We start from the raw sequence: 16,058 nt of genomic DNA, 5'->3' as shown, positions 1-16,058 counted from the left end.
AATAAAATTAAATAGGAGGTCTATTATGTCTATTATATCAATTATTTTAGTAATACTTGTTGCTTTTCTAGCTGGTATGGAAGGAATCTTAGATGAATTTCAATTCCATCAACCATTAGTGGCATGTACATTGATCGGTTTAGTAACAGGTAATTTGACAGCTGGTATCGTTCTTGGCGGTACGCTTCAAATGATCGCGCTTGGTTGGGCAAATATCGGAGCAGCGGTAGCGCCAGATGCTGCATTAGCATCAGTTGCATCAGCAATTATTTTAGTATTAGGTGGACAAGGCGTTAAAGGTGTTCCATCGGCAATCGCAATCGCGGTTCCACTTGCAGTAGCAGGACTTTTCTTAACTATGATCGTTCGTACACTTGCTGTACCTATCGTACATTTGATGGATAAAGCAGCTGAAGAAGGTAATATTAGAGGGGTCGAAATGTGGCATATCTTTGCAGTATGTATGCAAGGGGTTCGTATTGCGATTCCTGCAGCAGCACTTTTATTCATTCCTGCACACACAGTTCAATCATTCTTAGAATCAATGCCTGCATGGTTAACTGACGGTATGGCTATTGGTGGGGGAATGGTAGTTGCAGTTGGTTATGCATTAGTTATTAACATGATGGCAACAAAAGAAGTATGGCCATTCTTCGTTATTGGTTTCGTAGTAGCTGCAATTTCTCAATTGACTCTTATTGCGCTTGGTGCATTGGGTGTGGCTTTGGCCCTTATTTACTTGAACCTTTCTAAAATGGGAGGATCTTCAAATGGCGGCGGCGGAAGCAACTCTGGTGACCCGCTTGGCGATATCTTAAACGATTATTAATTCTGAAGGAGGAGAAGAGAAATGGCAGAAGAAAGAATTGAGTTATCAAAAAAAGATCGCTTAGCCGTTGCATGGCGTTCTACATTTATCCAAGGTTCTTGGAATTATGAACGGATGCAAAATGGTGGTTGGGCTTTCTCAATGATTCCAGCAATCAAAAAATTATATAAAACACAAGAGGAACGTTCAGCAGCGTTAAAACGTCACTTAGAATTCTTTAATACTCACCCGTATATTGCTTCCCCAATTCTTGGAGTGACTTTAGCTCTTGAAGAAGAACGGGCAAATGGTGCACCGGTTGATGATGTAGCGATTCAAGGGGTTAAAGTCGGAATGATGGGACCTCTAGCCGGAGTCGGCGATCCAGTCTTCTGGTTTACTGTACGTCCGATGTTAGGTGCTTTAGGAGCATCGTTAGCTATGGGCGGAAATATCCTTGGTCCAATCATTTTCTTCGTAGCTTGGAACCTGATTCGTTGGGGCTTCATGTGGTATACACAAGAATTTGGTTACAGAGCCGGTTCTAAAATCACTGAAGACCTTTCAGGTGGTTTATTGCAAGATGTTACAAAAGGTGCATCTATTCTAGGGATGTTTGTGCTGGCCGCTTTAGTACAGCGGTGGGTGTCGATCAGTTTCCTACCTGTTGTTTCCAGAGTTCAGTTAGATGAAGGAGCCTATATTGAATGGGACAAACTTCCTAATGGCGGCGAAGGTATCCGACAAGCTTTTGAACAAGTAAATTCAGGGTTGGCACTTTCACCGACGAAAGTAACGACTTTGCAAAACAACTTGGATGAATTAATTCCAGGGCTAGCTGCATTACTGCTTACATTATTATGTATGTGGTTGCTTAAGAAAAATGTCAGCCCAATCGTTATTATTCTTGGTTTATTTGTAGTCGGAGTAGGCGGACATGTAATCGGGTTATTATAATCAAAGGCATCAAAAAAAACAGTTTGATATGTCTCGATTAATAATAGTTCACACAAAAAGTGGCGGGGGGATTATCACCTCAGCCACTTTTTGTATTGGCCTAATCAGTTGAAACAACGTATAATGGATAAAACAAGTTAAATGAAATGGAGCGGATAGAATGGTTGAATCAATTAATACAAAGATAGACTTGGTAATAGATGCCACCGCTTTTACGGGACTAACGGATTATGGGAAAATTATGATTGGTGATAAAGGATTTGAGTTTTATCATTCTCGTGACCCGCGTAAATACATTCAAATTCCGTGGGAGGAAGTAGAACAGGTCATCGCTTCTGTGATGTTTAAAGGAAAATGGATTCCGCGTTATGCAATTGAAACAAAGAGGTCAGGAACCTTTACTTTTTCTTCTAAGAAACCAAAAAAAGTTCTTCGAGCTATACGAGAATATGTAAATCCAGATCACATGGTACAGTCTCTAAGCTTTTTTGATGTACTTAAACGTGCTTTTAAGTCAATTGGGAAAAAGAAAAAAAAGTAATTTATTTTGATTTATGGTCTTTTGTTGAAAGCGAGACACTGGTAATATCTAATTTGCTTTTGATTTTTCTGAGGAATGGCTGCGGCTTGACTATTTTTCAAAAATGAATTATTCTTTATAAGAAATTAGCAGAATCGTAATGGCTCAGTTGAATGGTTGTCATGTATGCTAAAAATGAAACAATTAGAAAAGGAGGATTTGGAAAATGACTGCATCTATGAAATTGCGTTTTAACCTTTTGAATCAATAATTAAATATTATTCAAAAGGTCCTGTTATATTGACAGAAACAGGGGCGCAATCTGCCCATTTTTTCAAATTCTATCTGGTTAAAAGATATATGTGAGAATTGTCAAAAAGAGATAGGGGACTATCTCTTTTTTGCGTACCCAAATAATCTGTTGATTGCACGGCCTATTTTAAAGGAGTGCAAAAAAATAATGGAAAATTTGTCTTTGGAGTTAAAAAATATAGAAATGAATTTTGGAAATAAAGAACTACTGGCTGCTGATTATTTAGCTGTCTATCAAAATGATCGCATTGGAATAGTCGGCAGGAACGGACAAGGAAAAACCACTTTGCTAAATCTTATCCAAGGGAACGTAGCGCCAAATTCAGGTAAAGTAAATCGTTTGGTAGACTTTAATTATTTTAAACAAATTGAAGAAATGAGTGATTTGTTTACTAATGAAGATCTTGATGTTGCGCTGTTGAACCGTTTAAGCATTCCAATAAATACGTCAGAATGCTTGAGTGGTGGAGAAGAGACCAAAATTCGTTTAGCTCGAGCGCTATCTGATTATAAAATGGGATTGTTAATGGATGAACCGACAACTCATTTAGATGGAGAGAGCATTCGGTTCTTAATCGAGGAATTAAAGTATTATTATGGCACATTGATTCTTGTTAGCCATGATCGATATTTTTTAGATCAATTAGTGACTAAAATATGGGAAATAGAAGAAGGCAGCATCAATGAATATCCTGGGAATTACAGTGATTATATTGTGCAAAAAGAACAAAAAAGAGTAGAGAAGGCCAAGATAGCGGAAAAAGCAAATAAAGAAAAACAGCGATTAGAACAAGCTATTGAACAAAAAAGAAAACAAGCGAAAAAAATGAGTACGATTAGTGAAAAGAATAAAAATAAACATATTAAACCCGATCGTCTTTCGTCCTCTAAACAAAAAGACAGCGTTCAGAAAGCTGTTCAAAAATCAGCTAAAGCGTTAGAAACGCGAGTGACTCAATTGGGAGAAGTTGAAAAAGTTGCAACTTTAAAGCCTATCCGTTTTCCGATGAGACAAGCATTAGAAATGCATAACCGATTCCCGATTATGGGGCAGACTGTTACCTTGTATGCAGGAGAGAAGCTATTACTGGATCGCGTAGACTTTCAATTTTCACTTGGCAAGAAAATTGCAATCACTGGAGATAACGGAACAGGAAAGTCATCATTATTGCAGCATATTTTAAATGGTGGAGAAGGAGTAACCGTTTCGCAAAAAGTCCGGGTGAGTTTTTATAAACAGATGGATTATAAATTAAAGGATACCACGCCAATCATTGATTATTTAATGAAACAAACCGATTATCCAGAAAATACAGTAAGATCTGTATTGGACCATTTAGGCTTCAGACAAACAGAACTCTCGAAACCAGTCTGTGCTTTAAGTGGAGGAGAAGCTACAAGGATTTCGCTGGCTGTAGTATTTATCCGTCCCTCAAACGTCATCGTATTAGATGAACCGACAAATTTTATCGATATCCAAACCATAGAAGCGCTGGAAAGTTTTATTAAACATTATCCTGGAACAGTTGTTTTCACTTCTCATGATCAGTACTTTGTAGAAAAAACAGCTGATCAAATTTGGAAAGTAACTGATCAAACACTCTCTTTAGTGAAAGGAGATGTTTATTCATGAAAAAACCAACCGAAAAATGGCGCAAACAATTTATCCTATTAGTCTCAGGTCAGACAACCAGTCTAATCGGCAGTTCAGCTGTTCAGTTTGCAATGATGTGGTGGTTGGCGAGTCAAACCAATTCGGGTAAGGTATTATCTCTAGCAGGTTTAGTTGCCTTCTTGCCTCAGTTGGTTATTGGGCCATTTGCTGGGGTTTGGATTGACAGAATGGATAAAAAGAAAATCGCGATAATTGCTGATTTGTTTACCGGTTGTGTTGCGCTGATTCTTTCATTTTCTATTGTTTTAAATGGACCAAAGATATCATTCATTTTAGTCTCTTTGTTTTTAAGAGCGGTAGCAAGTGTTTTTCAAACACCGGCTATTCAATCCATCGTACCTACTTTGGTTCCGACAGAAGAATTAATTGAGGCAAATAGTTGGAACCAATTTTTGCAATCTGGCGCTTATATGCTAGGACCGGTGATCGGAGCAGTTCTTTATTCCGCGATACCATTATGGATCGTTTTATTAACTGATACATTTGGAGCGCTGATCGCCTCTGTGATTCTCAGCAGAATAAAGATAAAAGAAATGATGACTGTTGAAAAAGAAACGTCTTATTTGGAAGAATTGAGGATAGGTTTTCAAGAGTTTGTCCAACACAAAGACATCTTGAACGTTACTGTAACAGGAGCATTGATTATGTTCTTTTACTTGCCGTTATCTTCTTTATTTCCTTTGATGACTACAAATCATTTTCAATTATCGGCTGCTTATGGTGGAGCTATTGAATTTGTCTATGCTTCGGGAATGATGATTGGAGCATTTGTTCTTTGAAAGTTCAATAAGAAACAGAATAAATTGAAGCAGAGTAATTATGGATTGATAGGAATCAGTCTAATGACTATATTGTCAGGAATCACACCAGCTAATTTAGTTGGATTTTGGTTATTTGCTCTGTATTCATTATGGATGGGCAGTTTTGGGAATCAATTCACTATTCCTTTTACTGCTTATGTTCAAGAAGTGGTCCCAGCAGAAAAATTGGGTCGATTTTTCAGTTTTTATGGAAGTATTATGAGTGCAACGATGCCGTTGGGATTATTGGTAGCTGGTCCAATGTCAGACCTGCTAGGAATAAATAGTTGGTTTTTGATTGCAGGAATTTTTAGTTTAATTATCAGTTTGATTGGGTACTCTACTTTGAGATAAATATTTCACGAAAACATACTAAGATTAGCAGGTAGAAATTCTGATAAGATTTTTGCCTGCTAATCTTTTTTGTGTCATAGTAGTGAGGAAAGGCAGCTTGACTGCAGATTCGAGGACTAAGAGAAAATTTGTATTTTATTTGCTGTATAATAATAAACAAAAAGCGATGAACGAACTGAAAACAATGGTAGAATTATTAATGAAGAGTAACTTTTTAAGTAAAGTGATAAAAATAGTTAGATTGAAAGATTGGAGGATGTGAAAAATGAACTTCAATGAAATTGTAAAAAAAGATCTATCAAATTCTGAAATCATGCAGAAAATTGCTGAGTATTGGAAGAAACAGTATTACCAAGATAGTGACGTTACTATTTTAAGTATTGAAGAAAAGTTGATTAAGTTGAGAGAAGAGTTGGAAAAAAACTATGTCGCTGACCATATTCCTGATGATTTATATACAATCACTGCTGCAAATAGAATTGATACAGTTACAGGTGAGGAAATAATTGATGTCTACCGGATTTTTGCTGAAGATAGAAAACGCTACTCAGCGAGTTATGCTTCTTTTAAAGATATCCTCCACTACGAAGTTCTTTTTCCATCTGATATCACTAAAATTGATTTTTTTAGTGAGACGTTATGGGAAATCACTTTCGATGGTTTCACTGAAGAGGAAAAGTACAAAAGCCGTACGGAATTAGAAAATACCATAAAAGAAACTGAAGACTTGCAACAATCAATGGATAATATCAAAGCATTCATCGAATACTTTAAGGAGAAAAAAACAAGTGACGAACGCCTATTGCTAATTAATAATTATCAACCACTGACAAATTCAGTTATTGAAGACTGGTCAGATAATTTTGATGATGTTGAAGGTGATACGACCGAAATAGATTCATGGTGGTCAAACGTAAATGTATTGAAGCAAGATAAAGAGCTATTAGAGGAATTCCTTCTCATTTTTGGTATGGAATATGAAATATTTCTTAATCAAAATTCTAATCATTAAATTTAAAAAGATTAACCGTTGGTCAGCATATTAGATAAGGGGGAATGAAAATGAAAAAGAAGAGATTGCTATTAGGATTAACTCTAGGATTAAATTTAAGCTTATTTGGTTGTTCAGTAGAAAATACGAAACCGCAAGAAAGCACTAGTAGTTATCTTTCAGAAGAACCAGCAGTTTCTTCTGAAAGAATAGAAGACAAGGAAAGCGACAATTCCTCTGATGAAAAAATAAAAGAGAGTGAAACTGAGGATGAAATTGCTGAAAATGATCAGCCGGTAGTTGAGGTAAAAAAATATTCTTCTGAAGAAGCAAGTGCAAAAACAGCAGCTTTTTTAGAATGGGCTGCCCCTAGAGCAGAGACAGGTAATATGGCTGTATCTGATTTCTTTTTCAACCATGGAGCCGCTGGTAAAGGTGACTGGTATGCAGTGACAGAAGATGGAGAAATTCAGGTTCAAGAAACGATTCCTGAGGAAAAATTACCAGGCTACGATGCTTTCGACATACATGCTCTTGGAGGGGTGGTATTTTACACTTCACTTTCAGGGATCACAGGCTATGACGAAACTCCGGCTACACAAGCAACGGCAGTTGGGTTTCATAAGATTGCAGATCCTGATTTTTCTATGCACAAGTATTTGTTAGCTGATAACGGCGTAGTGTATGAATTAATTGGAACAGTGGAAGAGATAGGGAGTTTTAGTGCGGGCTATGATGAGTATGCTGATGATGGTGTGTCTAAGCCTGGCGCAGAAGCTGTTGAAAGTTTTGTTTTTAAAGTTTCAGAGGATGCAGCTGCACAGGAAGAATGGGCACGCATATTGACAGAAGAACAGTAATTACTGATAAAAAAATGAAAACCAACTAAGCTTTTTTCTTGTAATTTATTTCACTGATAAAGTCAGAATGACAGCCTTTTATAAATGATTAAATAATATTAACTGCAGCTATACTACTTAGAATTAAAGCTTTAAATAAAAGGAATGACGACATGACGCATAAATATGAAACCTTTATAGACGAACTGGCAAAGTTAGAAGTTCCAGAAAATGTATACAACCAGTACTCCTATCACGATCAAGAAAATACGATCAGAAGAGACAATTTGCTTATTTACTTAAAGCAGATGGGTAAAATCAAACCTAAACTGATACTTGTTGGAGAAGCACCAGGGTATAGAGGAAGCCGACTTACAGGAGTTCCTTTTACCAGTGAACATCTATTAATGAATAACATGAAGGGACTAGACCTTTTTGGTAAGGAAAATGGGTATCGGTTAGTTTCGGAAAAAGAAAGACTACTAAAAGAAGCAACGGCTACCATTATACGGAATACTCTTTTAGAACAAGATATTGTCTCCTTAGGATGGAATGCTTTTCCTTTTCATCCTCATAAAAAAGACAACGACAAAAGCAATCGAACGCCAACAAAGAAAGAACTTTTGATAGGAGAAACGTTTCTTGTTCAAATGATCGATATGTTTCACATTAAAAAGGTTGTTGCGGTAGGCAATAAAGCGGAAGAAAGTCTTCGCCAACTGGACATAGAATGTCAGAAAGTAAGGCATCCTGCTCAAGGCGGGAAAAAAGCATTTGTTCAGGGGATAAAGCAAATAAATGGAGAATTAAATGATGAATGCAATAGGTGAATCATCTGTTTGCTCTAGAATTCCATTATGTCGCCCTATATAATAAATGCAACTATTCTTTTAAAGGAGCGTATTTTGAATGGAAAACGAACAAAAAATAGACCAACAACGCAATATCTTTTTCCGAATTTCGTAGAACGAGTATCTGTCACATTAGATAAAGAAATTGAAGTGACGTTTAATTCTTTTGTTTATGAACAAGGATAAATAAAGCTTTCTGCTTATTTTTAAGAGATTCAGATTTAGAAAAGCGAAGTAACATAAAAGGCGCATTTGACGAGCTTTTTGTTACTTCTCTTCTTTTTTGCTGTAAATTTCATAAGCATAATATCCGCCTAATAAGCCGATACCAGCTCCTAAACTAAGTGTAGATAATAAAGAGATAGGGAAAAATGAGCTTGAAATCATACCAATAAGACAACCAAGAAGCATGCCTAATGGGATCAAACTATTCAATAAATCTTGAGTACCTTTGTTTTTTTTCTTACCCAAGGTACCATGAACTTGTTTCTGTTTAAGTTTGGTAACTACAAATACTCCAATTGCTCCTACTATTATTATAGGGAGTAAAATAAGTGCAATTTCTATTCCTGAGCTGATAGTGACAACTCCTTTCATTTTTCTATTTGATTTGAGTTTAACATAAATGGTTGGAACAACAAAACAAGATTGGGGCAATAGTCTCAACCTTATTTTGTAGAAAAAGACAAATTAAGTATACTCAATAGATTTCTATCTAAAGGCTAACCTGCACTATTATTCATCAGCAATGGTGCTAGAAAACTTGCTAGAAAAACTGAACCAATAGGCACGGTAACGAAGCCGCCTACACATGAAAGTCTATGATTGGACATTTCTCTCAGGACACCTTTTGAAAAGCTGTTTTTGATTAGAGAACGAGTTTTTTTTGATGAGAGTAAATAAATAATAGTAAAAAAGTAATGAACCCTATAAAAAGTTTGTCATTTTCTGTTAGAATAGATAAGTAAAATGCATCTGTGATTCATTTAACAATTTGCATGGCTTATCAAAATAAAAACGTCTAGTTGAAGAAATTGTCTGCTTCTATAAGAACAAGATAATTTAAAGAACCACGTTATAAGAAGGAGAAAAGAAGATGGAAAAGCTAAAAGTAGGGGATTTAATTAATATTGGCGTTTTTAGCGCGTTATATTTTGTTTGTTTATCAGTTGGAACGTTGTTAGGAGTGGTGTTGATCCCAGGAGGGACACATATTTTTGCGCCTTCATTCGCTGCTCTTCTTTCCGGAGTTGTTTATATGTTTTTAGTGACTAAAGTGAAAAAATTCGGAGCTATTTCAATTGTAGGCATTTTATTGGCATTATTTTATTTTAGTTCTGGCCATTTCGGACCTACTTTTTTAGCCAGTTTGGTCTTTGGTTTTTTAGCAGATTTTGTTGCAAAGAAAGGAAACTATGCAAGCGACAAATGGAATTTGGTCAGTTATTTTGTCTTTTCCTTAGGGAACTTGGGACCGATTTTGCCTATGTGGTTTATGAAAGAAGCCTATATCCAAAGCTTAGTTGAAAGAGGAAAAGATAGTGGGTATATCACAAATGTTCTAGCTAGTTTCGAATGGCCTGTGATTGCCGCTGTATTAGTGTCACTGGTTCTCTTTTCTATTATCGGCGGGGTATTTGGCCAAAAAATGGTGGAAAAACATTTTAGCAAAGCTGGTTTAGTGTAATGCAATTGGATCCAAGGTCTAAAATGGCCATTTTACTTTGGTGCAACTATATCTTGTTGAGTCAAGCCCAAGGCAGTTTAGAAGCGATTACTGTGGTCTTTTTAACGTTCTTATTTGTTTTGGCTCGTAAAGGAAAAACTGGGGGAACGTATTTGGTTATCTATTCAATGATGTTAGTGACAGATCACTATGTCATTGATCATGTTGCAGAGAGTCTGTCGATGGTTCTTATTTTCTTTGCCGTCAGCTTGCGTTTGCTGTTGCCATGTATGATGGCTGGAACGTATCTGATGAAAACAACAACAGTAGGTGAATTAACTCTGGGCTTGCGAAAATTGCGAACCCCAGAAAGTATTCTTATTCCGATTATTGTGACAGTTCGTTTTTTACCAGCTATAAAGCAAGATTATCAGCATATTCGAGACGCTATGAAATTTCGTGGTGTTTTTCTTTCAAAAGGGGACATGGTTAAGCAACCGGTCCGCTTTTTTGAATACATCATTATTCCGATGATGATATCTGCTGGAAATACAGCCCAAGATTTGACGGTTGCTTCATTGGCAAAAGGAATCAGCCGTAAGAATAAACATACGAGCATTGATCGGATAGGGTTTAAGACTCAGGATGTGCTTTGTCTAGGTTTGCTTATCGTTTTTGTGTATTTACATCAAGCATTATAGGAAGGGTGAATGGCTGTGATTGATTTAACCAACTTTACTTTTCGTTATCCTTTTTCTGAAGAAACAGCCGTTGCTGTCTCATCATTAGAAATATCCGCAGGCGAGTGTATCGTTCTTTGTGGAAAAAGCGGCAGTGGCAAGACAACCTTTACACGATTAGTCAATGGGTTAGTACCAGAAGTGTATGAAGGCAAATGGAAGGGCAGCTTTCAGACAGATACACTGAAGCTGGGACAATCCAAAATTGAAGATTATGCCAGTATCGTCGGCTCTGTTTTCCAAAATCCGAATACACAATTTTTTCATCTTGATAGTACAAAAGAAATTGCTTTTCCTTGTGAAAATGCTGGAATGGATCCAGATGAAATTTATACTAAAATAGATACAGTCAGTGCAAATTTAGAGTTGCAGGATTTATTAAATCGCAATCTGTTTAAACTATCTGGAGGAGAGCGGCAAAAAGTCGCACTCGGTGCCGCTGCTATTCATGAACCAAAGGTCGTTGTCTTAGATGAGCCTACCAGCAACTTAGATGCAGCAGCCATTGCAATGGTTGCACATACGATTCGTCAATTAAAAGCTAAAGGAATGACCGTTATAGTTGCTGAACACCGATTAGAATACTTAAACGGAATTGCTGACCGTTACTGTTATTTTGAAGCAGGTGAATTAAAAACCGTTTACAGCCAAGAAAGTTTTTTAGCTTTAAACAATGATCAGCTGCATCAAAAAGGTCTGCGTTCCACTGATTTAGCCTCCTACAAAGAAAATGTACAAAAATTGATCGGCTCTTTTGATTTTTCAACAGATAGTCTATTGGCCGGTGAAGAGTTAGCAATAGGATATAAAAAGCAAGCAGTACTAAAGGAAATTCCGTCTTTTTCGATTGATGAACCAATGATTATTGGCATAATGGGCGCAAATGGAGCTGGGAAAACGACCTTTATTAAATCTTTAGCTGGCTTGCTGAAATTCAAACAGGGAAAAGTATATTGGAAAGGCAAATCTCAAACAGCCAAACAAATGCTGAAGCGCTGTTTCTTAGTTATGCAAGATGTTCACTATCAATTATTTTCTGAAAGTGTGAAAAATGAAATTTTATTAGGTGCTCAAAATCCTGAACGGTATGATGAGGTAATCGATTTGTTGGATTTGCGGAAGCTAGAAGACCGTCATCCGGTTTCACTATCGGGTGGTCAACAGCAACGAGTAATGATTGCTGCCGCTATTTGTTCTGGGAAAGATATTTTGATTTTTGACGAACCAACGAGTGGTCTTGATTACACTAATATGGAAAACGTAACGAAGCTCATGAAACGATTAAAAGCTATGGGGAAAATTATTTTTGTGATTACCCACGATCAAGAACTAGCTGCTAAAAGTTGCGATAAGATTATGAACTTTTAGGAAAAAAGAAGCCTTATGATAGAAATTTAATTGCTGGTTGGCTATACTGTTTTTAAAAGGAGCAGGAGGGATCAGTATGTGCGGACGGTACCGCTTTTCACCTAACGAGAATGACGAAATCAAACGGATTTATGATTTAGCAAGCGAAAATTCGGATAGTATCAAAATAGGGGAAGTGTTTCCATCAGACACAACAGCGCTTATTCTGGCAGACGAACAAAAGGATATCCTGGTAACAGGAATGCAGTGGGGTTTTCCTGGGTTTAAGCCTAGCCAATTGATCATCAATGCACGCAGTGAGACAGTTAAAGAGAAAAAGATGTTCTCTTCAGCTTTTAAAAGTACTCGCTGTGTCTTTCCAACAACTGGGTTCTTTGAATGGGATAAAGAAAAATCAAAGTACCTTTTCACTTTATCTGCGCAACCTATTTATATCTGTGGATTTTACAAAACATTTAAAGAAGGTGCACGCAGTATCATTATAACGACAGAACCAAATCAATCAGTTTCGCCTATTCACAATCGTATGCCGTTGTTGATTGCAAAAGCGGATATCAACCGCTACTTAACCAACGATGATTTTGCTGATGACTACCTAAAAAGAAACATGCCTGAATTAACGGTCGAGAAGGTGTAACTTAGAATGGCTGATTTAAACTGCAAGAATTTGAAGTACTCTTGCTAAAAAACTGATTTTTTTAATAAAACATGTTGAATATTTCACAAAGATAGTGTATGCTATGAATGAAGTTATTAATGCTGCTAAAAGCTTCTGGAACTCGGTGTTTGTAGCTTTAAAAATGGGTGAAAAAAATGGAGGTAAAGGAACATGACAAATAAATTAAACAAAAAAAGAGGACTATTTCTAGGACTTTGTGCATCTTTTATTATTTTGGTTGCAGGCTGCGGAAATAACGATGATACAGCGGATAAAGCATCTTCAGCTTCTTCAGTTGCTGAAAGTACGGAAGTTGTTTCAGGAGCATCAATTAGCAGCAAACCGGAAGATGTAGTTGCAGGATTAAGCGAAGACGGCAATTGGATTTTTGCAATAACAGACGATGTTACTTTGCCTGAAGACTTAGTTGTTTCTGGGACTTTTCATGACAAAGGTGATGAAAGCGCAGATGTTTATCGTAAACTAGCTTTATATTCACAAGACGAAGATCATAAAGTGACTGCTGAATATACTTTAACAGTACCAACAATGACAGTTGAATCTCCGAACTTTAAAGTTGAACATGGAACAGTTGTGGGAAATATTGAAGTAAAAGCTGAAGGATTTACTCTTGCTAATTCAAAAGTTGAAGGAAATGTCACATTTGATTCTCAAGAATTAATGGATTCTGCAAACTTAGATGAAGGAACTATTTCCGGAGAAACTAGCGTAGCTAAATAATTAAACAACGATTCTAAAATGACCTATCTCTATATACCTAAAGAGATAGGTCATTTTTTATTTATTATGGTGATGCTTATCAGTTAAATAGAACTCCATCTAGTTGCCGTTTGATCCATTAAATAAATATGTCAAAAAAATGAATGACCGCTAAAGTATGGCCATTCATGTATAAAATTTATTACAATCAAGTCAATCTGTGAAACGAGACCAAAACCGTTCTTTATACCATTTTGTGGCAACGATACACAAAACTATTGGAACTGCTGCTGTTAGCACAGACACAATGGTCTGCCAGGCAGGAGGTAAGACATTCAGTAAGACGCCAATCAATACAATGGCCAGGATGCCAATGATGAAGGAACCAAAAATACTGATAACTTGAATGAAGTTCCCACCACCTCTGCTGAATAGCTCTGTCAGATTCTGCCATTCTAGGTTCAGTAAACGAAAATCACGAGCAAAGTAATAGTGACACAGTACGAAAAGACCGATGATAATGCCGATTAAGAATAAAACGCCCAGCAAGAAAGGTACTTTTGTAATAAAAATAAAAACTATTCCAAGAATGAGCGGCAATATAGCTTCTGCTACAAAAGCGAAGAGAAATTTTTGTTTCAGGTAGTTCTTCATTGAAAATGGTAAAGATTTCATATATATGAAATTTTCTCGATCAAGCGAGATGATAACTCCGACGATAGAGATTGCGTTCAACGTAAGAAAAGCATAAACGAAGCCAGCAAAGAAAGACAAAGCCCAATAATGGAATGTCAAACCCTGTAAATAAACCCCGTTCGTGATTGCGGGGCCTAATAAAAGAATGGGAAAAATAATGCTGGAACTTAGATGCTGCATAATCAGTGTTCCGTCTTGTATCAGTCCAAAATTGTATTTCCATAAGGTGCGATTAACAGAAGCCGGATGTCCTGCTGAAGCAGCTGAATTTGCTTTTGTTTTATTAGAAGTACTTTTTTTATTTAAAGAAAACACATTTTTTTGTTGATTTTTACTTTTATTTGGTTTACTGCTCACATTTCCCTCTTCTTCGCGGTAAAAATCAGGGACGACCCATTTGAAAACAAGCAATGCCAGAAGAGCTAACAATGCGATCCACAAAAGGATTCCCAACCAAGCAGTTGTACTGATTGGATTTAATAGAATTTTATGGAAAATATGAATAAAAGGAATCACCTGGTAATCGGGCATCACTTGTCCATTTGCTATTTCTGCTCCTGGGCCCATTGAAGAAATAAAGAAGATAACAGCTACCATTCCCAAACTAGATAATGCATAGAGAATCGTTGTCACGGCTTGCTTGTTTTTTCGGAAAAAAGACAGCTTAGTGATCAAATGCACCAAAACTACTGAGAAGAAAAAGACCACGATCATCAACAATAAAAATAAAAGCAATGAAGTAACAATAGACACCAACATCAGTTGTCCGGCATCCTGTCCCAACATAATAAACAAAGCTAAAATCGGGATCAGGTACGGCAAGATCATTAATGCAAGGACAACTAGTTTAGCTGTAAAAACTTCGCTTCCTTTAAAAGGCAGCGGAAGGTAATGGGCTAAATCCTTTGATTCATAAAACAAGTTATAGACTAAGTAAAATCCTTGCAGAAGAGCCATGACAATGAACATCATAATAAAAGTTGTGAACATTCCAGGATACTGGGTAAAGTCGATGGAAGCGAACATGAAACCGTACAACAATAGAAATACTAGCAGCAAGAAGCCGTTTTGTAAAAGGACAGACATATAAGGCGGAATAGAAGATGTTTTTCCTGATTTTGCTTCTTTATTTCGTTTCTTTTCGATCATTTGCGGGTTGGCATAGATCAAGTTTACTTTAGTCAGCTGTGTGATGTGTTGCAGCCGCAAGGTCATCCTCTCCTTTCTGTAGCAGTCGAGTCGGTTTCATTACGGATGGGTTCTTCTGCCGGAGTTCTTCCGGCCATTTTTAAGTAGATTGTTTCTAATGACTGATCTTCATTTTCTGCTTGCAATGTTTCGACTGTTCCGTCATACAAGATTTCCCCATTCTTGAGGATAGCAATATGGTCGCAGAGCTGTTGAGCAACTTCTAATACATGAGTGGAGAACAGCACAGTGTTCCCTTCTGCTGCATGTTGTCTCATTAGTTCCTTCAAATCATAAGAGGCTTGCGGATCTAGACCAGTCATGGGCTCATCCAGTACCCATATTTTTGGATTCGAGAGTAAAGCACCTATAATGAAGGTTTTTTGGCGCATTCCATGTGAAAAAGAACTAATCAGACTGGTTTGGTTTTCTGTCATATCAAATAAATTCATTAATTTTAAGAGCTGCTTATTTTTTTCTTCTTCGGGAATTTCATATGCTACTGCAATCAAGTCCCAATATTCCATAGCGGTTAAACGTAAAAACATATCTGGTGAATCTGGAACATATCCGATTTTCTTTTTAACAGCAAGACGGTTAGCGGCAATATTTTCTCCATCTATCAAAATAGAGCCTTTGCTCGGATCAATGATGCTGACTAACGATTTAATAGCGGTCGATTTTCCAGCACCGTTATGTCCGATTAGACCGAAAATTTCTCCTGGCTGAATAGTAAAAGAGACATCTTTTAGTGCTTGTTTAGTGCCGTAAGATTTTGAGACAGTTTTAAATTCTATCATGTAGGCATTCTCCTTATTGTTCTGATTTTTCTATTGGTTGGTATAGACTCACTCTTTTCAGTATAACAAAAGCGTTAAGCAAAATGAAAGGTACAAAAAAATAACGATAAACTAC

Annotated in this window: 18 protein-coding genes; 15 read left to right on the top strand and 3 right to left on the bottom strand. The window is 36.8% G+C overall.

All coding sequences use genetic code 11. The features are described 5' to 3' along the window. Positions 1 to 25: 25 nt before the first annotated feature. From BR87_RS05670 to BR87_RS13485, 10 genes are all read left to right on the top strand, one after another. Positions 26 to 829, top strand: a complete 804-nt coding sequence (locus tag BR87_RS05670) for a PTS mannose/fructose/sorbose transporter subunit IIC (RefSeq protein ID WP_035029696.1) — start codon at positions 26 to 28, stop codon at positions 827 to 829. Positions 830 to 850: 21 nt separating this feature from the next. Next, a complete protein-coding gene (locus BR87_RS05665) occupies positions 851 to 1,765 on the top strand; it encodes a PTS system mannose/fructose/sorbose family transporter subunit IID (RefSeq protein WP_035029693.1) in 915 nt (304 codons plus the stop codon). Positions 1,766 to 1,925: 160 nt separating this feature from the next. Then, positions 1,926 to 2,306 carry a DUF956 family protein gene (locus BR87_RS05660; protein WP_035029690.1) on the top strand — a complete coding sequence of 127 codons (381 nt, stop codon included), beginning with the start codon at positions 1,926 to 1,928 and terminating at the stop codon, positions 2,304 to 2,306. 439 nt (positions 2,307 to 2,745) lie between these two features. Further along, positions 2,746 to 4,230, top strand: a complete 1,485-nt coding sequence (abc-f, locus tag BR87_RS05655; RefSeq protein WP_035029688.1) for a ribosomal protection-like ABC-F family protein — start codon at positions 2,746 to 2,748, stop codon at positions 4,228 to 4,230. Further along, entirely contained in the window at positions 4,227 to 5,051 is an 825-nt protein-coding gene (locus BR87_RS05650; RefSeq protein ID WP_244877036.1) for an MFS transporter, read from the top strand. The genes abc-f and BR87_RS05650 overlap by 4 nt, the downstream gene beginning before the upstream one ends. A gap of 63 nt (positions 5,052 to 5,114) precedes the next feature. Beyond that, positions 5,115 to 5,426 (top strand): MFS transporter, encoded by a 312-nt coding sequence (locus tag BR87_RS13360; RefSeq protein ID WP_244877035.1) that lies wholly within the window; start codon positions 5,115 to 5,117, stop codon positions 5,424 to 5,426. A 265-nt stretch (positions 5,427 to 5,691) separates the two neighbouring features. Further along, positions 5,692 to 6,438 carry a DUF6557 family protein gene (locus BR87_RS05645; RefSeq protein WP_035029685.1) on the top strand — a complete coding sequence of 249 codons (747 nt, stop codon included), beginning with the start codon at positions 5,692 to 5,694 and terminating at the stop codon, positions 6,436 to 6,438. A gap of 50 nt (positions 6,439 to 6,488) precedes the next feature. After that, on the top strand, positions 6,489 to 7,277 hold the full coding sequence (locus BR87_RS05640) for a hypothetical protein (RefSeq protein ID WP_035029684.1): 789 nt from the start codon (positions 6,489 to 6,491) through the stop codon (positions 7,275 to 7,277). Positions 7,278 to 7,429: 152 nt separating this feature from the next. Next, positions 7,430 to 8,086, top strand: a complete 657-nt coding sequence (locus BR87_RS05635) for a uracil-DNA glycosylase (protein WP_035029681.1) — start codon at positions 7,430 to 7,432, stop codon at positions 8,084 to 8,086. 75 nt (positions 8,087 to 8,161) lie between these two features. Further along, positions 8,162 to 8,293: a hypothetical protein gene (locus BR87_RS13485; protein WP_280511699.1), complete on the top strand. Its 132-nt coding sequence runs from the start codon at positions 8,162 to 8,164 to the stop codon at positions 8,291 to 8,293. A gap of 81 nt (positions 8,294 to 8,374) precedes the next feature. Here BR87_RS13485 and BR87_RS05630 read toward each other — a convergent pair whose 3' ends face one another. After that, entirely contained in the window at positions 8,375 to 8,704 is a 330-nt protein-coding gene (locus BR87_RS05630; RefSeq protein WP_244877034.1) for a hypothetical protein, read from the bottom strand. Between the two features lie 499 nt (positions 8,705 to 9,203). Here BR87_RS05630 and BR87_RS05625 point away from each other — a divergent pair, with 499 nt between their 5' ends. From BR87_RS05625 to BR87_RS05605, 5 genes are all read left to right on the top strand, one after another. Further along, positions 9,204 to 9,794: an MptD family putative ECF transporter S component gene (locus BR87_RS05625; RefSeq protein ID WP_035029679.1), complete on the top strand. Its 591-nt coding sequence runs from the start codon at positions 9,204 to 9,206 to the stop codon at positions 9,792 to 9,794. After that, positions 9,794 to 10,474: a CbiQ family ECF transporter T component gene (locus BR87_RS05620; protein WP_035029676.1), complete on the top strand. Its 681-nt coding sequence runs from the start codon at positions 9,794 to 9,796 to the stop codon at positions 10,472 to 10,474. The genes BR87_RS05625 and BR87_RS05620 overlap by 1 nt, the downstream gene beginning before the upstream one ends. 9 nt (positions 10,475 to 10,483) lie before the next feature. Continuing rightward, positions 10,484 to 11,881, top strand: coding sequence for an ABC transporter ATP-binding protein (locus tag BR87_RS05615; RefSeq protein WP_035029673.1), 1,398 nt, complete (start codon positions 10,484 to 10,486; stop codon positions 11,879 to 11,881). Positions 11,882 to 11,957: 76 nt separating this feature from the next. Then, the gene (locus BR87_RS05610; RefSeq protein ID WP_035029671.1) at positions 11,958 to 12,518 is read left to right on the top strand and encodes an SOS response-associated peptidase; all 561 of its coding nucleotides are present in this window, start codon (positions 11,958 to 11,960) and stop codon (positions 12,516 to 12,518) included. Between the two features lie 192 nt (positions 12,519 to 12,710). Then, positions 12,711 to 13,280: a hypothetical protein gene (locus BR87_RS05605; protein ID WP_035029668.1), complete on the top strand. Its 570-nt coding sequence runs from the start codon at positions 12,711 to 12,713 to the stop codon at positions 13,278 to 13,280. A gap of 192 nt (positions 13,281 to 13,472) precedes the next feature. On the opposite strand, the gene BR87_RS05600 is transcribed toward BR87_RS05605, so the two are convergent. Together BR87_RS05600 and BR87_RS05595 are read right to left on the bottom strand one after the other, a co-directional pair. Further along, entirely contained in the window at positions 13,473 to 15,164 is a 1,692-nt protein-coding gene (locus BR87_RS05600; protein WP_035029665.1) for a hypothetical protein, read from the bottom strand. Between the two features lie 2 nt (positions 15,165 to 15,166). Then, a complete protein-coding gene (locus BR87_RS05595) occupies positions 15,167 to 15,943 on the bottom strand; it encodes an ABC transporter ATP-binding protein (RefSeq protein WP_035029662.1) in 777 nt (258 codons plus the stop codon). Between the last annotated feature and the right edge of the window lie 115 nt (positions 15,944 to 16,058).

It is taken from the genome of Carnobacterium mobile DSM 4848, assembly GCF_000744825.1.
Classification (GTDB): Bacteria; Bacillota; Bacilli; order Lactobacillales; family Carnobacteriaceae; genus Carnobacterium_A; species Carnobacterium_A mobile.
The sequence above is the reverse complement of the archived record's forward strand: the minus strand, read 5'-3'. Positions and strand labels throughout refer to the sequence as shown.